22 protein-coding genes are annotated in these 16,018 nt (G+C 44.3%); all 22 read right to left on the bottom strand.

What is annotated here, in order from left to right; all coding sequences use genetic code 11:
* Positions 1-38: 38 nt before the first annotated feature.
* Positions 39-1,157, bottom strand: coding sequence for a GDSL-type esterase/lipase family protein (locus MH117_RS05130; RefSeq protein WP_239327556.1), 1,119 nt, complete (start codon positions 1,155-1,157; stop codon positions 39-41).
* 14 nt (positions 1,158-1,171) lie between these two features.
* Positions 1,172-1,885 (bottom strand): N-acetylmuramoyl-L-alanine amidase, encoded by a 714-nt coding sequence (locus tag MH117_RS05125; RefSeq protein ID WP_239327555.1) that lies wholly within the window; start codon positions 1,883-1,885, stop codon positions 1,172-1,174.
* Positions 1,882-2,313, bottom strand: a complete 432-nt coding sequence (locus MH117_RS05120) for a phage holin family protein (RefSeq protein ID WP_239327554.1) — start codon at positions 2,311-2,313, stop codon at positions 1,882-1,884. Before MH117_RS05120 ends, MH117_RS05125 begins: the two co-directional genes overlap by 4 nt.
* Positions 2,314-2,379: 66 nt before the next feature.
* Positions 2,380-2,673, bottom strand: coding sequence for a hypothetical protein (locus tag MH117_RS05115; RefSeq protein ID WP_239327553.1), 294 nt, complete (start codon positions 2,671-2,673; stop codon positions 2,380-2,382).
* Positions 2,674-2,691: 18 nt separating this feature from the next.
* A complete protein-coding gene (locus MH117_RS05110) occupies positions 2,692-3,630 on the bottom strand; it encodes a hypothetical protein (protein WP_239327552.1) in 939 nt (312 codons plus the stop codon).
* Positions 3,630-4,022, bottom strand: coding sequence for a hypothetical protein (locus MH117_RS05105; protein WP_239327551.1), 393 nt, complete (start codon positions 4,020-4,022; stop codon positions 3,630-3,632). Before MH117_RS05105 ends, MH117_RS05110 begins: the two co-directional genes overlap by 1 nt.
* Before the next feature lie 12 nt (positions 4,023-4,034).
* Positions 4,035-5,150 (bottom strand): hypothetical protein, encoded by a 1,116-nt coding sequence (locus tag MH117_RS05100; RefSeq protein ID WP_239327550.1) that lies wholly within the window; start codon positions 5,148-5,150, stop codon positions 4,035-4,037.
* Positions 5,151-6,917 carry a hypothetical protein gene (locus tag MH117_RS05095; protein WP_239327549.1) on the bottom strand — a complete coding sequence of 589 codons (1,767 nt, stop codon included), beginning with the start codon at positions 6,915-6,917 and terminating at the stop codon, positions 5,151-5,153.
* A gap of 4 nt (positions 6,918-6,921) precedes the next feature.
* Positions 6,922-7,266, bottom strand: coding sequence for a DUF6711 family protein (locus tag MH117_RS05090; RefSeq protein ID WP_239327548.1), 345 nt, complete (start codon positions 7,264-7,266; stop codon positions 6,922-6,924).
* 12 nt (positions 7,267-7,278) lie between these two features.
* Entirely contained in the window at positions 7,279-10,125 is a 2,847-nt protein-coding gene (locus MH117_RS05085) for a hypothetical protein (protein WP_239327547.1), read from the bottom strand.
* Positions 10,061-10,474: a hypothetical protein gene (locus MH117_RS05080; RefSeq protein WP_239327546.1), complete on the bottom strand. Its 414-nt coding sequence runs from the start codon at positions 10,472-10,474 to the stop codon at positions 10,061-10,063. The genes MH117_RS05085 and MH117_RS05080 overlap by 65 nt, the downstream gene beginning before the upstream one ends.
* A gap of 14 nt (positions 10,475-10,488) precedes the next feature.
* A complete protein-coding gene (locus MH117_RS05075; protein ID WP_239327545.1) occupies positions 10,489-10,854 on the bottom strand; it encodes a DUF6096 family protein in 366 nt (121 codons plus the stop codon).
* Positions 10,855-10,919: 65 nt separating this feature from the next.
* Complete coding sequence (locus MH117_RS05070; protein ID WP_239327544.1) at positions 10,920-11,531, bottom strand: hypothetical protein; 612 nt, start codon at positions 11,529-11,531, stop codon at positions 10,920-10,922.
* Between the two features lie 57 nt (positions 11,532-11,588).
* On the bottom strand, positions 11,589-12,014 hold the full coding sequence (locus MH117_RS05065) for a phage tail tube protein (RefSeq protein ID WP_239327543.1): 426 nt from the start codon (positions 12,012-12,014) through the stop codon (positions 11,589-11,591).
* An 11-nt stretch (positions 12,015-12,025) separates the two neighbouring features.
* A complete protein-coding gene (locus MH117_RS05060; protein ID WP_239327542.1) occupies positions 12,026-12,382 on the bottom strand; it encodes a hypothetical protein in 357 nt (118 codons plus the stop codon).
* A complete protein-coding gene (locus tag MH117_RS05055; protein WP_239327541.1) occupies positions 12,382-12,822 on the bottom strand; it encodes an HK97-gp10 family putative phage morphogenesis protein in 441 nt (146 codons plus the stop codon). Before MH117_RS05055 ends, MH117_RS05060 begins: the two co-directional genes overlap by 1 nt.
* Positions 12,819-13,181 carry a hypothetical protein gene (locus tag MH117_RS05050; protein WP_239327540.1) on the bottom strand — a complete coding sequence of 121 codons (363 nt, stop codon included), beginning with the start codon at positions 13,179-13,181 and terminating at the stop codon, positions 12,819-12,821. Before MH117_RS05050 ends, MH117_RS05055 begins: the two co-directional genes overlap by 4 nt.
* Positions 13,171-13,482 carry a phage head-tail connector protein gene (locus MH117_RS05045; RefSeq protein ID WP_239327539.1) on the bottom strand — a complete coding sequence of 104 codons (312 nt, stop codon included), beginning with the start codon at positions 13,480-13,482 and terminating at the stop codon, positions 13,171-13,173. Before MH117_RS05045 ends, MH117_RS05050 begins: the two co-directional genes overlap by 11 nt.
* A 12-nt stretch (positions 13,483-13,494) precedes the next feature.
* Positions 13,495-13,755, bottom strand: a complete 261-nt coding sequence (locus tag MH117_RS05040) for a hypothetical protein (RefSeq protein ID WP_239327538.1) — start codon at positions 13,753-13,755, stop codon at positions 13,495-13,497.
* Between the two features lie 14 nt (positions 13,756-13,769).
* The gene (locus MH117_RS05035) at positions 13,770-14,756 is read right to left on the bottom strand and encodes a major capsid protein (protein WP_239327537.1); all 987 of its coding nucleotides are present in this window, start codon (positions 14,754-14,756) and stop codon (positions 13,770-13,772) included.
* A 30-nt stretch (positions 14,757-14,786) separates the two neighbouring features.
* Positions 14,787-15,143: a hypothetical protein gene (locus MH117_RS05030; protein ID WP_239327536.1), complete on the bottom strand. Its 357-nt coding sequence runs from the start codon at positions 15,141-15,143 to the stop codon at positions 14,787-14,789.
* Entirely contained in the window at positions 15,143-15,775 is a 633-nt protein-coding gene (locus tag MH117_RS05025) for a DUF4355 domain-containing protein (RefSeq protein ID WP_239327535.1), read from the bottom strand. The genes MH117_RS05030 and MH117_RS05025 overlap by 1 nt, the downstream gene beginning before the upstream one ends.
* Positions 15,776-16,018: the final 243 nt, after the last annotated feature.

Below are 16,018 nucleotides of genomic sequence, written 5' to 3'. Positions count from 1 at the left end.
CTATCATTAAATAATTGTGAGCGATAGAACTATTACTACTATAGAACTTCTGTAATCCTCGGATTAGCAATACGTAATGTAAACGTATCTGTAGATTGTGCAAATGTTATCCACTCAGTAGTAATAGCTCCTGTAGGCACAGAGATATCAGCAAATATCCTCAATGTATCAAGTCTGTTTAACGTCGGAGAACGAAGAAAATAGATAGCTCCGCCTACTACACCACCGACATTATTCTTAAATTGAAAGTAAGACATCACCTGACTCTCAACAGAGGCAATAAAGTCTAGTACCATCTCGACACGATATGTCTTACTCTCTACTAGAGATGTAGGCAGTTTAACCTGAAAACCGCCTGTCTGAACTGTTCCCCCCTTACCTTTCATTACACTTTGCCATCCTGCATCTCGATTATAAGTTAATAAGGAGCCCGCATTTCCGTATTTACCCCATCCAACAGCAACATCTGTACCTGAGTCAAACAGCGGATTGGGTACTATCGTAGACATGTCGCCTTTAGCGACAACATCATATGTTCGAGCCTTAGGGATATACCTAGAAATACAGTCAGCTATAACGCGCATTCCGGTCGTTGTAGGATGTAGTTTGTCAGCAAGCAAATAACCATCCTTGGGGCTACCATCAATGTTGGCAAATACACTAAAAAGGTCAATAAAAATAAAACCCTGCTGCTGACAATAAAGCTGCAACCACTCATTGAAGCGATATATTGCCGGCATTAAGGCCACGTTATCATTTCTGGGTAGCAATGAGCAAAAAATTGGGTTTATATTTACCGCCAGTAATTTGCTCGTAATTGATTTAATATCCGTTGCCATTGCCACTATGCTACGTCCAGCATTTATATCATTTGTACCGCCGAAGATCACACATATACCAGGTCGATGAGCTATAACGTCTACATCCACTCGGACAAGCATTTGTTGTATTGTGTTACCATTTACGCCTGAGTTAATCACTGTATTATTAGTTAACCACTCCAACCATGTCGTATATCTCCTGACATTAGCAACATCTCCTTGGGTTACAGAGTCCCCCAGGCAAGCTACTCGACTAGAGGCAATTGACGGCTGCTGCATCCTCGTTGCTAAAGACTTTGCCAATGCCATAACCATACGCAGATTTAAATTACTCACTTATTGATATCCCCTTATTTCCCGAATTGCCGCGATTCGAGTAATACAGTGCTAGATTTTTGGTCCCATGTGACTTGCGCCCCCAAAACTTCAGCTAGCACTCGTACCGGTGCATATGTCACATTTTCAATTATCAATCCATTTTGTATGCTCTTTCCATCCGCAATAATTTTAACAGGTATCTTTGACACTTCATTTTCCCCCTTTAGTTCTTTGTATAATCGGGACCATGGAAACTTTGGCCCTGGGCAGTTGGCTTTTCTGATGGGATCTATCTGATAATGCCCGATCACATGATAATCATCAAGCTGCAGCTCCTTGCTCCATATCCGCTTAATCTCGGCTTGGATGTGACGGTGCAGCCAAACACTGGCCGCGAACTGCTCCTCCGTCAAATTTCCGTCTGTGCCCTCATGTTCAATCGATACTGTGTATTTGTTCGGATTGACTCCTGGATGATCGCGCACAATCTTAGCAGGCGCTTGAGTTGTTGCTGTTGATGTTATTCCGTTTGCCCATGCCATGAGTTTGATGTCAACATAATGGTGTATACGGCCATCTTTGGACACTCCGTAGTGAGCCGACGATACTGTGTTGCCGCTGCTCGTGAACCAGTTATCCATGCTGCTCATGCTGCCGGCACTAATGTGATTCACGATGCAGCATGGTACATGTCCGTCCCTGCTGCTGTAGTTTGTATACTTATTCCCTTTTTGGATAATCTTCATTGTTTCCCCGCCCCTTTTCCCTTCAATACTGTAATTACATCTTTGAGCTGGTCGGGAAAGCTGATCCCAGCTCGACCTAAATTTTCACTGATAGAGATAATTTCATTAGCAATAAAAAAGTAGATTGAACCAACCATTAATACATTTACATCTAAGATAATATCGATGTGGTGAGCCATCCCGACAATTAAGAACATAAGGCATTTTTTAGCGAGTCCCCAGAATCCTACCTCGCTATTAAGTCCTTTTGTTTCATCGTTTGGGTTATCCTTTCCCTCCTTGTATGCTGCGGCCAATCCAGTAATATAATCAACCGCAACAATAACTGCTAATGCTGTCAACAATGAGCTCCAACCTCCGTATAAAAATGATGTAAAGCCTCCTACTGCAGCAGCTCCCCATTTAATTAGCAATTCCCAGCGCTCCATAATCAATCTCCTTCTGCCTCATTGGGCATAAAAATAACGCTCACCGTATCGGTAGCGTTTGTGTTTTTACTTTAATTGTAACTTCAGTAGTTCGGTAAGTGCTGCAACCTCTTCCTTGAGCTTTGCAATCTCTTCCTCTGCCGTAAGCTGCCTTGGAGATTCAAGGGGCTTCTCTGCCAACTTTAATGTTTTGGTAATCATATCAACATATACAACTTTATCTTCTGGTGTCTTTGATAGCATTTCTGGGAGGTTATCCAAGACAAAATAGGCAAGCCCATCATACGATTCTGCCACATGTTTAGTAGGTAAGTACCCAATAAGCGAACCATCTAGATTATAAAAAATAACATACTTCATACTGTTCCCCCTCTCGTATTAGATAATATCAAATTTTATTGAAACGTTATTGACTTTCAAATGCATGTAGTCAACATAACCCTCAAGGAAAAAGTAGATTGGAGTAGGTTCTATAACATGGTATCTCGTTTCGAAATTGATCCACGTATCAACAGGAACACTATCATCGCCAGCCGTAAATATATGCGTCTTAACACCCGCATAAGGCACCATGTATGTGCCAATTGGCGTTCGCCAGTCTATATTTGCCTGAGTATAAGTGTTACCAAAGCTGACTAAGTTCCCACCTGGGGCTGTACCGCCACCATTACGCCCTCCTGCTGCCTGATTCGCAACTAGCCCTCCGCGAAGCCAATTTGATCCTGGTTGTAGATGTCTTCCCCACATTTGACCGGTTACTATCATCTCACCTGTTGTTGGCGGGGCAAACTTACCCACTAATCTGTGGTTTTGAGAGCCGTAAATTTCAGAAGCCTGAAATGTCTCTCGCACATTGTTACTAGCTACCATCATGCCGCCGCCCATTCGTTTCCACTCCAATCCATTGAAATAATACAAGAAGCCTGATTCCATCTTGAATTTAAGGTCATTCTGTATTTTGGTATCTACATATTGACGAGTTCGCAGCGGCGTCATTAATACACTGTCAGATGTACCAGCTTCTGCTAATGTTTGCGAAGCTGGACCATAATCCGGTACGTTGCTTAATCCCACTTGCGCCTTTGTTACACCGTGTGGGTTATCACGCCTTGCTACTAGATCTTCCACATCTGACTGAGCTTGTTGTATGCCCTTTTCAATTTTATTCATGTTTGCCGCATGAACTGGCGTACCTGCCTCGTGAATGGCCCCAGGCTTTGGTGTAAGTGTGGTGGAGCCATCAGGGTTGTTAACTGTGTCATACGTTCGTGGATTGTCTACAACCCTATCTTTCCAAGTTGTTGGTACATAAGGCATTAAATCACTTCCTCTCCACACGAAAAGGTGCCGCAATATATCAGGCTGCCGATCGTTGCATTTGTTAATGTATCGAGACGTTCAAGGTTGCGTTCCAGCCGGTTGGCATCCTTGTAATCAAACTTGTGACCTGCTGCCCATGTAGTCTTTGGCGGCTCCCATCCTGTCGGTACGTAGATCGCAGCCGCAAGCGCAGCAATGTTGCTTTCCAGCCGGTTGAGACTGTCCGCAAACTCAATGCGCCTGCTATCTCTGTTAATTATGTGGCCTTGCATTTCTGTAGGGTATCCCCACTTTAGCAAAGCTTCAGCAATTTCCTTGGTGTTGGCTTCGATACGGTTTAGGTCTTGATAGTTGTAATAGCCGGTTGGCGTCCATGTCTTAAATTCCAACGTATACGCCTCCTAACCAACTTTTGATAGAAGCACAACCGCCTGATCATAACCAGCAGGCATGCCCAGATACATCCCAAAGTCTTGATATGTTGCGCCATATGATGTCACTGTCTGCACAGTCCCATCGGCAGTAATACCCTTTACGCTAATGACAAAGCTATTTTCCTTGTTCCATGAAGAGTCAGGAAAGAATACGTTAGCTGCATTATCCGCATTAAGTTTCACAGTAATGGCTTTGGAGCGAGGTACATCAAGCCCTTTAAGCTTCATGCGGCCCTGCTTGTCAAGCTCAAGGATATCTTCAATGTTTTCGATATGATGCGGTGTGCTTGGTGGAATGTGCTTCCACACCAGTTTAGTGTTGTTCATGTCAGCACGATTGGACCACGGATTCATTACTGGTCCTTGATCGTAATAATTTATTGGTGCCTGCATCCCGAAGAAAAACCCGCTGATGTTGTCTACGTCTTTATTCCAGATGCCGTGCTGAGTGTTCCAACAAGTTCCGTTATAAGCGAACATGTAATCTTCGACTGGCCGGCTTGGGTTTGAGCTGCCACCGCTGAATTTGCCTAGCGACAAACGACAAAACGGCGATGTACCAGATCCATCAATTTCAAATCCGCTGCCACCTATCGTCATACCACCGTAGCTGTCACACATAAAGACATTATTCCAGCCTAGCATTATGCCGTACTCCCTCCAACCTCCTTGGCCGTCTGGAGCGCCGATATCCTCGCCTGTCTGATCCCGCATAGGATCGTCCTTACCATATGCACCCTTTCCGTTAGCCTTCCACAAGTTAACACCTTGGTTGGTCAGGTCCCCTATTCCTTCCTCACCTGGATAGGTCCCTCCACCCTGAAGCTGCCAACCGAAGCTAAAATTATCAACATTGACTCGTTTGAATCGTTTTGACTTGTAATCGTACCAGGCGTTAATGAGTATCCATATTTCAGTGACAGGAACTTCTCCACGCTGGCCGGTTACGACAGCAAAATTATAAGGAGAGTGCCTGTCCTGGGATCCGACCGGAAACATGGCTAATGATCCCTCTGCCCGCAAAGGACCTTTAGGTGTATCCCCTTCTTTTGTTGTTGACTTCACCCCAAAACTAACCGACATCTAATGCCCTCCTTTTGCCTCTGTCTTACCTTGAAGGTATCCCACGTACTCAAACTCCTGCTTGGAAATGCGGCTCTGTTTCTGCCCTTTAAAGCTATCCTCAATTTGTATGATATCCCCGCATTCCAGCGCGGGATTTTGACGCCAGTTAACCGTGTACAATGCCCGCATCTTATACTCGTTCAGTAGCCATAAACCAACGCTATGTGCTTGTTCAGGGTTGTTGATCAATGGGTTATCAACCTTTATAGTTCCCCCGTCTAACAACTCGTCACGTAGGTTGTAAGTTGTCTTAGCTGTCACAAGCAGTGTACCAGTGATCCTAATAGTTACAGTACCGTTTGCTGTCAGACGCAGCTTGGCTCCTGCTGGATAGCTCTCCAGAAGCACAAACTGCGCATTTTCACTAACAACGATATCGGGATCTCCAAAGATTGAGCTGGTATAATCGACAAAAATGTCATATGTGCCAATGATCGTCATAGATGTGCTTAATACTTCCTGTTCATTGCCTGCACTGTATACGCTTGTTGTAATGTCTACACTGCTTACCAACTTGTCCAGTTTAATTTGAGGGTCCTTATACATGTTGTCGCTAGTCACGTTGTCAATCGGGCTGACTTGCTCCAACACCTTAATGTTAATTACTCCTGTTCGATCTTGATACACTACGGCTTTGGCTGCAATACCAATGAGCTGCAGCGCTTTGCGATAAGATACTTTTCCTGGGAACCCGCTTGTCGGGATGTTACGTAGCCTGTTGTCGATGCTGTATTTCTCAATGCCAGCTCGCTGCAACACGTTCTCCGCGAGGCCATATAGAGTCCACGTTACTCCAGATGACATGTAATCGCCTTTATCTAACAGATTAAAGACATTGCGCGCAGTAAAGGTCGTCGTTAGCGCCCCTTCATCGCTCTGCCAGTCAGTCAAATAGTAGATGCCCATGTTAATCCACTCGACCACATTATCAGCGGTGTAAACGCCGATCTCAGCAGCCACAACTTGCTGCTCCTGTAGAAATGCGTAGAAACCTTTTGGATTCAAGATGTTGAATTCCTTGCTGCTATTATCAACGGTAAATTTGATCTCATTAGCAGGCACTACGTCTGCAAGTGCATTAAGCTCTTCCACCATGTTCGCCTTGACTAACTTGTCATCCTTGTACACCCGAATGACACCAAAGGACACTTCAATAACCTTGGCGCGGCGATTGGGCTTGCACCATTTCCGCAACGTAATCCTTATCCTGCGATAATTAGCAAATTGATCTTCTACTACATACCGTGCCTGCTCATTGCCCCGTGCTTCAACATGCCTAATTACAACTCCAGTACGGTCATACACATCTATGTCAAATTCCTCTGCCCACTCATTCGTCGGCAGGTCGAAACTTATTGTAATCCCCATACTGGAATGGTCCTCACTAAAGGAAAAATCCATTACCTGATTAGGTGTAAATAATCCCGCCTCGCCACTCATGCCGCCCGAATACCAACCTGTTTCATAGCCTGGTTCACTGGCCTTTGGAGGGATTGCAATTGATCCATCAAGCCGCCAATAGTCAGGTTCAAATGTCGCATAAGCTGGACGTAACCACATCTGGTCTGTAAGTTGATCCTTACGGCTTATCTCAGCCTCCGACGTTACCGTGACAGCGTTATCCGATGCGGCGGTGACGTCAGATATATCAAATGTGACACGCGCCGTGGTCTGCCGTATAGGAGCGTATACAGACTCGCGATAGGCTTGGCTTGTTTGTATCATCCGCTCACCTCTCTATTACGTTAAACTTAATTTCTTTCCACCGGATTTTACTGTCGATGTAGTCCATAGCGCCGACTGTGCGATCACCAGCGTAAAAAGTGCCTTGTCGCTGCCCTCCGGTTTGTGGGTCGGGATAGTCAACTTGGAAGAACACCGGTGACACGGCATTAAGTAACTGCTTAAGCTGCTGGTCCGTTAAGTAGCGCCACCCTATTTCAAGCTTACGTTTCGTGGCTATACGCTCAATAATCATGCTGCCTCGTGCGTTTCGCTCTGCCTTACTGATATCCTGAATACCCACCTGAAAATCAGAAGGCGTGGGGATTCCCACGCCATCAATCTTGAGCATGTCGCTCACCTCTTAGTAAGTCTGAATGATTGTATTACCTATGCGTTGATCCTCCTGCTGCATATACGGTCGAAGGACACGCGCAATTGTTGTACCGTCAACCTGCAAAACAACATCACCCATGTTTTGATTGCTCCGGTTGCTGCCGCCAACTTGCATGGCTGCTAATACTGCCGATCCAAGAGCACCAGCAAGCTTATCTACAAAGCTAGTGTTTTCAAGCGGTACGACAGCCTCTTTACCAGCCTCACCGACCATAGCTAATGTTGGTGAATCAACAATACCACCTCGGGCAAGCTTCGGTATGTGTGGTATTTCAATACCAATGTGCGCACCACCCAGTACATCAGGCATATTAAAACTGATTCTATTCAAGCCTGATATAACTGTATTAATGCCGTCTATGATCAAGTTGAGCGGAAACTTAACAATTCCCCAAAGGCTGTCAAATACACCTTTAAATATCTGTTTAACACCATCCCACGCTTTAGACCAGTTGCCTGTAAACACGCCTGTAATAAAGTCGATGAGTCCACTAAATATACTCTTAAGACCACCAATAATAGTCTTAATACTAGAACCCATAGATTCGAATACTTTAACAAACACACTTGACAGATAATTAGCAATTGGCGAGAAGACTTCTTTCCAAAGAAACTGAAAAACTTTAACTAGTCCCTCAATGATTGGCTGGAATATCCCTTTTAGAAAATTACCAAACGGCTGAAAAATCTTGTTCCACCAATGACTTAATATTTCAATCAAGCCCTCAATTGCCTTGTAAAAGATAGTCACAAAGAAATCGCCTAGCGGAACCAGCACATCATTCCAGAATATTTTTGCTACATCAGCAACGGTCTTAAAGGCAATGGACAGTGAATCTACTAAAATACCCGCTAGTGGTTCTATTACCTTCTGCCACAGCCATTTTAAGTCTTCGCCTAACGGAACCAATATTTCTTTCCATAGAAACTTGGCCACTTTTACAATGGCTTCCCATGATGCGACAAAGACTTTTTCTAGAAACCCACCAAACGGAACTAACACGTTATTCCAGACGTCCAGCGCTATCTTCTTAACACCCTCAAACACAGGAATGAGGAAATCCTTTAATTTCTTAAAGAGCCCATCAACCGTATTACGAAAATCCTCATTGGTCATATATGCTGTAACTAGAGCACCAATCAGCGCCCCAATAGCTACAACAACTAGTAAAATAGGATTGGCAACTAAGACCTTCAAAAATGCCCCCATTGACTTGGATAACCCATGAACAAAATCAATTACACCCGTAATTGTTTTATACACTGACAAGCCAATTAATGCTCCAGCCAAACCACCTATGGCAATTTGCGCAGCTCCAAATCCATCTCCTGCAAGATAGGATACAAACTCGATCATTTTTTCAAGTAGCCAGTTGATACCATCCAACATAGCTTTTGTTACTGAATTGGTTTGAGGGTTTAGGTAATCCACGTACCAGCCAACGACAGGCAAAATAAACTCATTATAAATACGAAGCGCCAGCCGGCTTATTTCAAGTCCTAAGCTTGTGATATTCTCTAAAAACTTTGCGCCGCCATTATCCCACACGCCTGAAAATATTGAACCTAAAGACTCCAAGACTCTTTTAGTTCCATCAACCGCTTTATTAAATTCAGAAGTCACTCCTGGACCGTATTTATCCCAAGACTTCCGGAACGGTTCGAATATTTTTTCGAGTATCCTCTTTACCTTTTCGGCCATTTCCTGAATTTCCTTCGGGATCGTGTCTAAGTCTACTTGTGGCACGAGTATTTCTGGAATAGCTGGGGTAGCCGCTGCTGGCGCTTCAGCATCGCCACCTCCTGCAGCAGGGTCGGCCAATTGATTAATCTCGTCAAACCCTGCAACGCCCCGTTGTGCTGCCTTGGCCTTTTTACCCGTTTTGTCGTAGGCGTTACCCAAATTTGTCACAGCAGCCGTTTGATTCACTGTTGCTTTTAGGTTTGGAGCATACCCAAATAGCGCGGCAGAAAATTGAGCTACGACAGCCATGACCTGCGATAACGCTGCTGCTAACCATGTTAAGGTTGGCAGTATGACATTAATAATTGGCAAGAAGGCTTGTCCAAGAGAGAGTTTGACGTTTTTTAAGTAGGCAATGAGAGTACCCAAATCCGATGCTGTGTTCTTAGCCACTTCAGTACCGTATTTTTTTGCGGTCTGTTCCATAACCCCGAACAAGCGAATTTGCTGCTGAGTCTGGAAGCTGAGCTGCGCCCAAGACTTCCCGTTTGCAAACCGCCTGAACGCTTCGGTCGATTCCAACATCGCTACGTTAACGTTTACGCCTAAGTCCTCGATTGCTTCGGTGTTACCAAGCAAACCGGACCGGATACGAAACATGACGTCTTCCATGGTACGCCCTGTAGCTGCCGATATAACGGCACTGGCCTTAATCAGGTCGCGGGTATATCTCATGATGTCTTGGCTACCTGCTGTAAATGTGCTGATTAAGTTACCAAATACCGCTCCATAACGTATAGCTTCAGAGCGCGAAACCCCGAAAGCAATTGCACTTTCGTTAGACCATCGCCTAAATTCATTGGCATATGCCCCCATGATTCGGTTGACCTGTTGTAGCGCCGCTTCAAATGACATAGCGTCTTTAGTTGCTGATACAAACGCAGCACCTAAACCAATCGCAGCGATAACACCTGCTAATTTCCGAAATGCTCCCGCTATTGCAGCAGTTGAGTTTCTGACGTCGCGTTCTGTATCATTTAGCTGCCTGCGTAAGATACGAAGCTCTCTACGTAAGCTTGTCGTCTCCCCTGTTATCAGGACTCGAAGTTCCTCTATTGTTATTTCCCTCACCTCGCTTTCTGCGTTCAGCAGCGTAGGCTTCGATATTTGCTTTCATTCGACGCCAGTCTTGTTGTTGGCTTTGTACCTTCTCAGAAGGTGTGTTCTTTGCCAAGCTTGTATCGTCTTCAAATAAGCCAGGAAATGCTTTGCTGATATCGGGATAGTTTTTAGGATCATTCACTGCGCGCCCTAAGAGGTTTCCAAGTCGATGTACAAGGCTGGCATGAATCTGAAACTCTGACTTCATTCGGCGCTGATTCCCTTGAATCGCTGCAATGATCTCCTTATAGGTCATGTCCCAATAAAAAACTGCACCCACCCCGTTTTCAATCGCGGGCAGATACAGTTTTTCGTACAACTCTGTCAGGCTTGTTACTTGCTCACCTTGGTTCTCTTCACTGGAGCTTCCAGTTCCATCCCCTTGGCTTCCTTGAAAAAACCGCTTACCTTAAGCACCTCAACCAGCTCAGTGAGCATGCCTGCATAGGAGCCGTCACTTTCGATGTATTTATCATAAATGGCATATGCATCATCCAATGAAATCCCATGTTCATAGGCTTGTAGTGAACCATGCAGGACTAAAACTAATGTCTCCATAGTCGGCATGTCCTCCAGGTTGCCATCTCCGAACACTCCAAGCACAGACTTGCCAAGTTTACGTTCAATGTCAACAGATGCTTTTGCAGTCAAGCGCAATTTATATTCTTGATTCCCAGCTTTAAGTGTTGTGTATAACATAAAAATCAGCTCCTTAGTTGTTTGGATAAAAGAAAAGCACCCTCGATATGAGAGTGCTTTTCTGATTATTTAATTTGTAGCTTAATTACCATGTCAATGGGTGTGAATTTCTTTTCATACTTTTTAGCCCAGTCTTTGGGTGTTATTGCTCCAAGCATGTAATCCTTTAGTACTTTGTTAAACTCTTCTGTGTAGTTCAGTAACCCATATGTTAGAACGTATTTTTGCTTTTCTTTATCACTTGGTTTTTTCACAACGATAGATATTGTTTCTTCAACTTTGCTTTTTGAATCGACTGTCCCTACTAATTTTTCAAATTTATCAAATTGTTTTGTTTTTACTCCATTTGGCAAAGTTAATGTCCATGCAACAACCGACATACTCGGAAAACTAATAGCTGTCTTTCTGTCGTTAAAATAACGAACCTTTAATGCCAGTTTCCGGTAATCAGAAGCCTTCACGATATTACTTCCTATTGCAAAGTACTCGCCGTTCTTGTCGGAAAAATTATCCTTTGTGCGATCACCCATGATCTCTTCAAGTGTCGCACTTAGAACCTCAACAGTGATGCCGTCTTTGGTAACTTTCATAGGACTTGGCTTGCCTGCTGCAAATGCACTAGTTGATAAACAAAGCACTAAAACTAAAGCTAGTAACGATAACGACAGTTTTTTCATGTCCTTCCCTCCTGTGGTAATATACACCAACATACTACCACAGGGGATATAAAAGGGCTATGGCGTTGTGGTTGGATGCGTGACTGTGATGTCGCTTTGAAGGCTCATACTCGCCGTGAAAGTCATTGCTGCATTAACCGCAGCCGAATCCATCTTGACGTTTACATATGCCTCGAATTGATGCCCTGTGCCGTCTGGATAATCCACCTTGAATGTTGCTGCCTTACCGTCTACCTGGAGTCCGTGTAACACCCTGTAGTTACTTGCTGCAGTAGAGTTATCATACAGAAATTTAAAAGATAGGTCCCCCAAATCTCTTACGCCTGGAATATACTTTTTCGTGCCGTCTTTCAAGGTAGTAACCTCTACCTTTTCAGGTTCGCCGCCCAACTCCGGTACTTCCATCAAATGCTCAAGCTCTTTAAAAGTAGAAGAACCTGTTTTATAGCTTAACGTAGTATCTTTAGACAATACACCTGCCATACTATCACCCCTTATTTTTGATAAACCATACCATTCCTAGCATCAACTACACCTTTGTATCTCATCGTTTTATGCTTTACTCCTGAAGGGTCGGGTACATCCGAAGCAAACGAACGTCGAAACCCAATGCTATTCATCTTCATATCAACATCACTCGCAAGCTGGCCGGTCGATCGATTGTGCCAAATATCAATTTGTATATTTATATCAGTCAACGGACTGTTTGCTATAGTCAAGGGATCGCTATTTGCTATCTCGTAAAATGAGATGTGCGGAAGCTTATTAAAATCTTTTGGGTAGGCATCAGACACTGTAATACCTGTTATAGATGACAATAAGGTATTAACATTTGCTTTAATGTCATACATTAGCGTCGGCCTCCCAACTCTCGTATTTGTTTCCGTAACTGTTTGCCTATCAGTCGTTTAACTACTGTATCATTTTGCTTAAGCGCTGGGTACAGATACGGTTGAGCTTGCATACCAGCCCAGTCTTGTCTATACCGCACATCCTCCGGTGATTTAGGAGGGGAAGGAGACGCCTCACCACGCTGTCCTGTGCCAAACTCAACGTAAACGGCATACTCAACGTTGGTTGATACCTCACCCACCACTGTATCCCCTCGCTCTTTTACTTTTGCCTGAATACTCCCCCGCAGGCGTCCATCCCTTGAAGGGGCCAGCATCTTAGCATCACCTTGCACCTGCGCCGCAGCCTGCTGTATGCCCAATTTAAGCGCTCGCTGACTGTTGCCGCCTAATGCATCTAATTTCGCTACTAGGTGGCCAAGATTGCTCAAGCTAGTCATGGCTTCACCTTTTCCAAGTCAATAACCTTATGGGCGCCCCAAGGACGTACGGCAATAACCTTGTAATCGGGCGATGAATCAGGAGTCGGGTAAACGCATATTCCAAAGGCCCTACCTGTATTTATGCCAACATCGATCTCTTCAATAACAGGAGATCGAGCCTCTACATACAGAGTTAGCATTGAGGATAAACGTTCGCTGTATATCTCAGCCATCACTTTACCGCCTGCTGGCTGCTTATTGGCCTTAATAGTGATTGTTGTCGGGTCCCAGCCTTCATACGTTGTGCCGTCAGGCTCTTTCATCGCTATGCGTTCTCTAACCGCATACGGTTTTAAATCTCGCTGCCTAAGTCGCACCCATGCCCACCACCTTTGCTAGTCGATGTTGGATGATTGGCTGTTTGATAGACGGTGGCAGATCGTCAAACGACCGGCTGACGCCGCCTTCGTTGTGAGATGTTTGGCCTTCCACGCCCTGCATGTTGAAACGGATAATAGCAAGCTGCCGCTGCGTCGATTCCAGTGCAACAGGCAGTATCTTACGGTTAGTCCAAGTAAGTATGTCTGATGCAACATCATCCAAAAGCAACTGAAGTTTGCCATCTTGAGAGTTGTTAGTAATATCAAGCATAAGCTTCAGCTTCTCGATTTGAGTCATAATCTCACCACTCTATAATTGGATAGATTTAATCTTCAATAAGATGTTTTCCTTCTTAGTCGCGCCATCTAGGTCAATGTCATTCAATTTCGCAAATTCTTTTAGCTCTGGCAATGACATATCATTCAACTCTTTATCTTCCTGAACGAGTTCAACTTCAATGGCACCTGCTTGTACAAGACGTTCAGCTTGTTCGTCATTTAGCTCAATAATCCCAGATAACAAAACAACCCCGCCTTGTATGACGGGGCTAACAACTTTATAAATAGCCATATATTATACCTCCACTAAACTGATAAACGATAGATTTGAGATGGTTTTTGAATACCAACAAATGCCGATTCACCTACGTATACTTCCTCTTGTGGTGGCGGTCCCTGTTCGATTTTCGGAAGCACATAAACACCTGGCTCAAAGTTCTTTTCTACTGTAGGTCCATGGACAGTAATAATTGGTTTTTCGCCAAGCAGAGCGACCGTACGAACTGGGAGTAACCGTGTGACTGTCCCTTCGAAGGAAATCTGATCATCATTAACACGAATTGAAATTGCAGCATCTGCAACTTGTCCAATCAAACCTTCTACCTGCTCGCGAGTTGGAAGCATTGCATTATTAACGCCAAAGATGGCACCGCGAACTTGCTGACTGAGTGCAAGATCAAGTAGTACGCTGCCGGATAAATCAATATAACGAGGTGCCTGTCCCGCATTAGTATCTTTGTATGCTTGAATTGCACCTCGGATATCATCCAAAGGTGTGGACGTTGCGCGATTACTCCAAGCATTAGCTACGTTAGTTACACTTGGCAAGTTAAAGTTGACATCAAGTTTAACTCCGTTTGCATTATATGTTATAGTGCCGAGGTAAATTGCTTGTGCGCGAATCCACTCTTCCGTATCATTCACGCCTTCGATAAGTCTATCCGTTTGGTCATAAACCTTCTGAATTGCCCGTTCTCGCTCAGCTTCAACACGGGGATTTGTAAATTTCAATTGCTCCCGTTCATCCAAACGGAACCCATGCTGGATCTTTGCAACTTCCTGAGTCAACGTTTTAAGTCCTTGCTTGTCCCGCAACGGTGCACCAGCGTTCCAGCCAGTAATTGCAGCACTCGGAGCATATGTCTGAGTAAAAACATCATAATCAAAGGACAAATCGTATGTTGTATCAAAGTCACTTATTTCTTTTAACAAGTATTTTTTCGGAAGAATGCGATTTTCGATGTAACCTAAAAATGTTGGTTGTTTAAATTGATCAAGAGATAAGATCCCCATTGACTACACCCTTTCTTCATTTGAGCGAAATTAGTAATATCGGTATCGGCCACCTGCAGCCGTTTTAAATGCTGGTGTTACACCATTAAGTTTGCTTCCAACAACCAAAGCCTCTGCCCATGCGCCCACAACAACATTTGATGTAGTAACATCTGCTGTTACCACATCATGATTTGTCAGATAAGGCGTCCCTGTATCAGCATCAGCCCAAGGTTTAGCAAGACCATTTGCTTGGATACTAACTGCCGTCCCTGCTGGTACACGTGTGTTAACTGTAAACCTGGTACCATCCATTGTGATTCCACCAACTTTTTCAATCGCTCCTTTTGTTGAATATAAAATCTCAACTTGAGAGCTGTATTCCTTCACCCGTGGATTCAAGTTCATTACTTCCCACTTCCTTTCTGATTTCGCTGTTCCGCAACTGACTTCCCAGCTTCATACCCTTTAGGCTGCTGGCTACTGCCGCCACCTTTTGGCGGATCACCTTTCAAACGTTCATTAACACCTGATTCTACAGCTGCGCGAAATGCCGTTTCTACAGCTTCCAGGCTTTTATTCGTACTGTCTGCGTCAGAATAAACTAAGATATCGGCAAGCTGTTTAGGCAAACCCTTATCGGCAAGAGACTCCAATGCAGTTGCCCGAAGCTCACGTTTCGTTATTTCAGCTTCCCGGGTCGCAAGTTCGTCTTCACGCTTCTGTCGATCGTACTCAGCTTTCTGATCGGTATTCATTTTTGCCAACTTCTCTGCCTCTGTCTTGGCTTCATCCAACTTGGCCTGATATTCTTTTTCCCACTTTGACTGTGCTTTGCCTAGTCGATCCTGAATGATTCGGTCTACGTCAGCTTGAGTAAATGACTTGTCTCCATCAGGTTCCTTGCCGCCTTGACCTGCCTGCCCTCCATCTTGTCCCGCACCTTCTGTTGTGCCTAGTGCTGCACCTTCGCCAGTTCCTTCACCATCCGCAAAAAGCTGAATGTTAAGCGGAAATCTATAACGATTCGTTTTTAACATGATAATCCTCCTGTTTAACGCCCATCGGCTGATCTACCATGCATCTTTTAACGTCATAAGCACGTTTTGGACGATTGTGACTTAATCCATTAGAATAAAAATCCAAAGTATTACTAATAGTCCCGTCTGAACTGCGCTTCCGTACTCTTTGTTATCGATTTCTTTTTTAATGCGCCTATGATTAACTGCTATAAAGAACACACATAGTAGCTTCAGAGAAAGCCTAAATAAATCCACTCGATT

The organism is Paenibacillus sp. ACRRX, assembly GCF_022346885.1.
Taxonomy (GTDB): Bacteria; Bacillota; Bacilli; order Paenibacillales; family Paenibacillaceae; genus Paenibacillus_B.
This window is presented reverse-complemented; position numbering and strand designations above follow the sequence as displayed.

Bases quoted from the DNA above. Each gene is read 5' to 3' on its own strand.
- MH117_RS05040 (WP_239327538.1), bottom strand. From the start codon at position 13,755: ATGGCTATTTATAAAGTTGTTAGCCCCGTCATACAAGGCGGGGTTGTT.
- MH117_RS05120 (WP_239327554.1), bottom strand. From the start codon at position 2,313: ATGGAGCGCTGGGAATTGCTAATTAAATGGGGAGCTGCTGCAGTAGGA.
- MH117_RS05025 (WP_239327535.1), bottom strand. From the start codon at position 15,775: ATGTTAAAAACGAATCGTTATAGATTTCCGCTTAACATTCAGCTTTTT.
- MH117_RS05035 (WP_239327537.1), bottom strand. From the start codon at position 14,756: ATGGGGATCTTATCTCTTGATCAATTTAAACAACCAACATTTTTAGGT.
- MH117_RS05030 (WP_239327536.1), bottom strand. From the start codon at position 15,143: ATGAACTTGAATCCACGGGTGAAGGAATACAGCTCTCAAGTTGAGATT.
- MH117_RS05070 (WP_239327544.1), bottom strand. From the start codon at position 11,531: ATGAAAAAACTGTCGTTATCGTTACTAGCTTTAGTTTTAGTGCTTTGT.
- MH117_RS05125 (WP_239327555.1), bottom strand. From the start codon at position 1,885: ATGAAGATTATCCAAAAAGGGAATAAGTATACAAACTACAGCAGCAGG.
- MH117_RS05115 (WP_239327553.1), bottom strand. From the start codon at position 2,673: ATGAAGTATGTTATTTTTTATAATCTAGATGGTTCGCTTATTGGGTAC.
- MH117_RS05045 (WP_239327539.1), bottom strand. From the start codon at position 13,482: ATGACTCAAATCGAGAAGCTGAAGCTTATGCTTGATATTACTAACAAC.
- MH117_RS05055 (WP_239327541.1), bottom strand. From the start codon at position 12,822: ATGACTAGCTTGAGCAATCTTGGCCACCTAGTAGCGAAATTAGATGCA.
- MH117_RS05075 (WP_239327545.1), bottom strand. From the start codon at position 10,854: ATGTTATACACAACACTTAAAGCTGGGAATCAAGAATATAAATTGCGC.
- MH117_RS05060 (WP_239327542.1), bottom strand. From the start codon at position 12,382: ATGTATGACATTAAAGCAAATGTTAATACCTTATTGTCATCTATAACA.
- MH117_RS05095 (WP_239327549.1), bottom strand. From the start codon at position 6,917: ATGATACAAACAAGCCAAGCCTATCGCGAGTCTGTATACGCTCCTATA.
- MH117_RS05100 (WP_239327550.1), bottom strand. From the start codon at position 5,150: ATGTCGGTTAGTTTTGGGGTGAAGTCAACAACAAAAGAAGGGGATACA.
- MH117_RS05110 (WP_239327552.1), bottom strand. From the start codon at position 3,630: ATGCCTTATGTACCAACAACTTGGAAAGATAGGGTTGTAGACAATCCA.
- MH117_RS05090 (WP_239327548.1), bottom strand. From the start codon at position 7,266: ATGCTCAAGATTGATGGCGTGGGAATCCCCACGCCTTCTGATTTTCAG.
- MH117_RS05065 (WP_239327543.1), bottom strand. From the start codon at position 12,014: ATGGCAGGTGTATTGTCTAAAGATACTACGTTAAGCTATAAAACAGGT.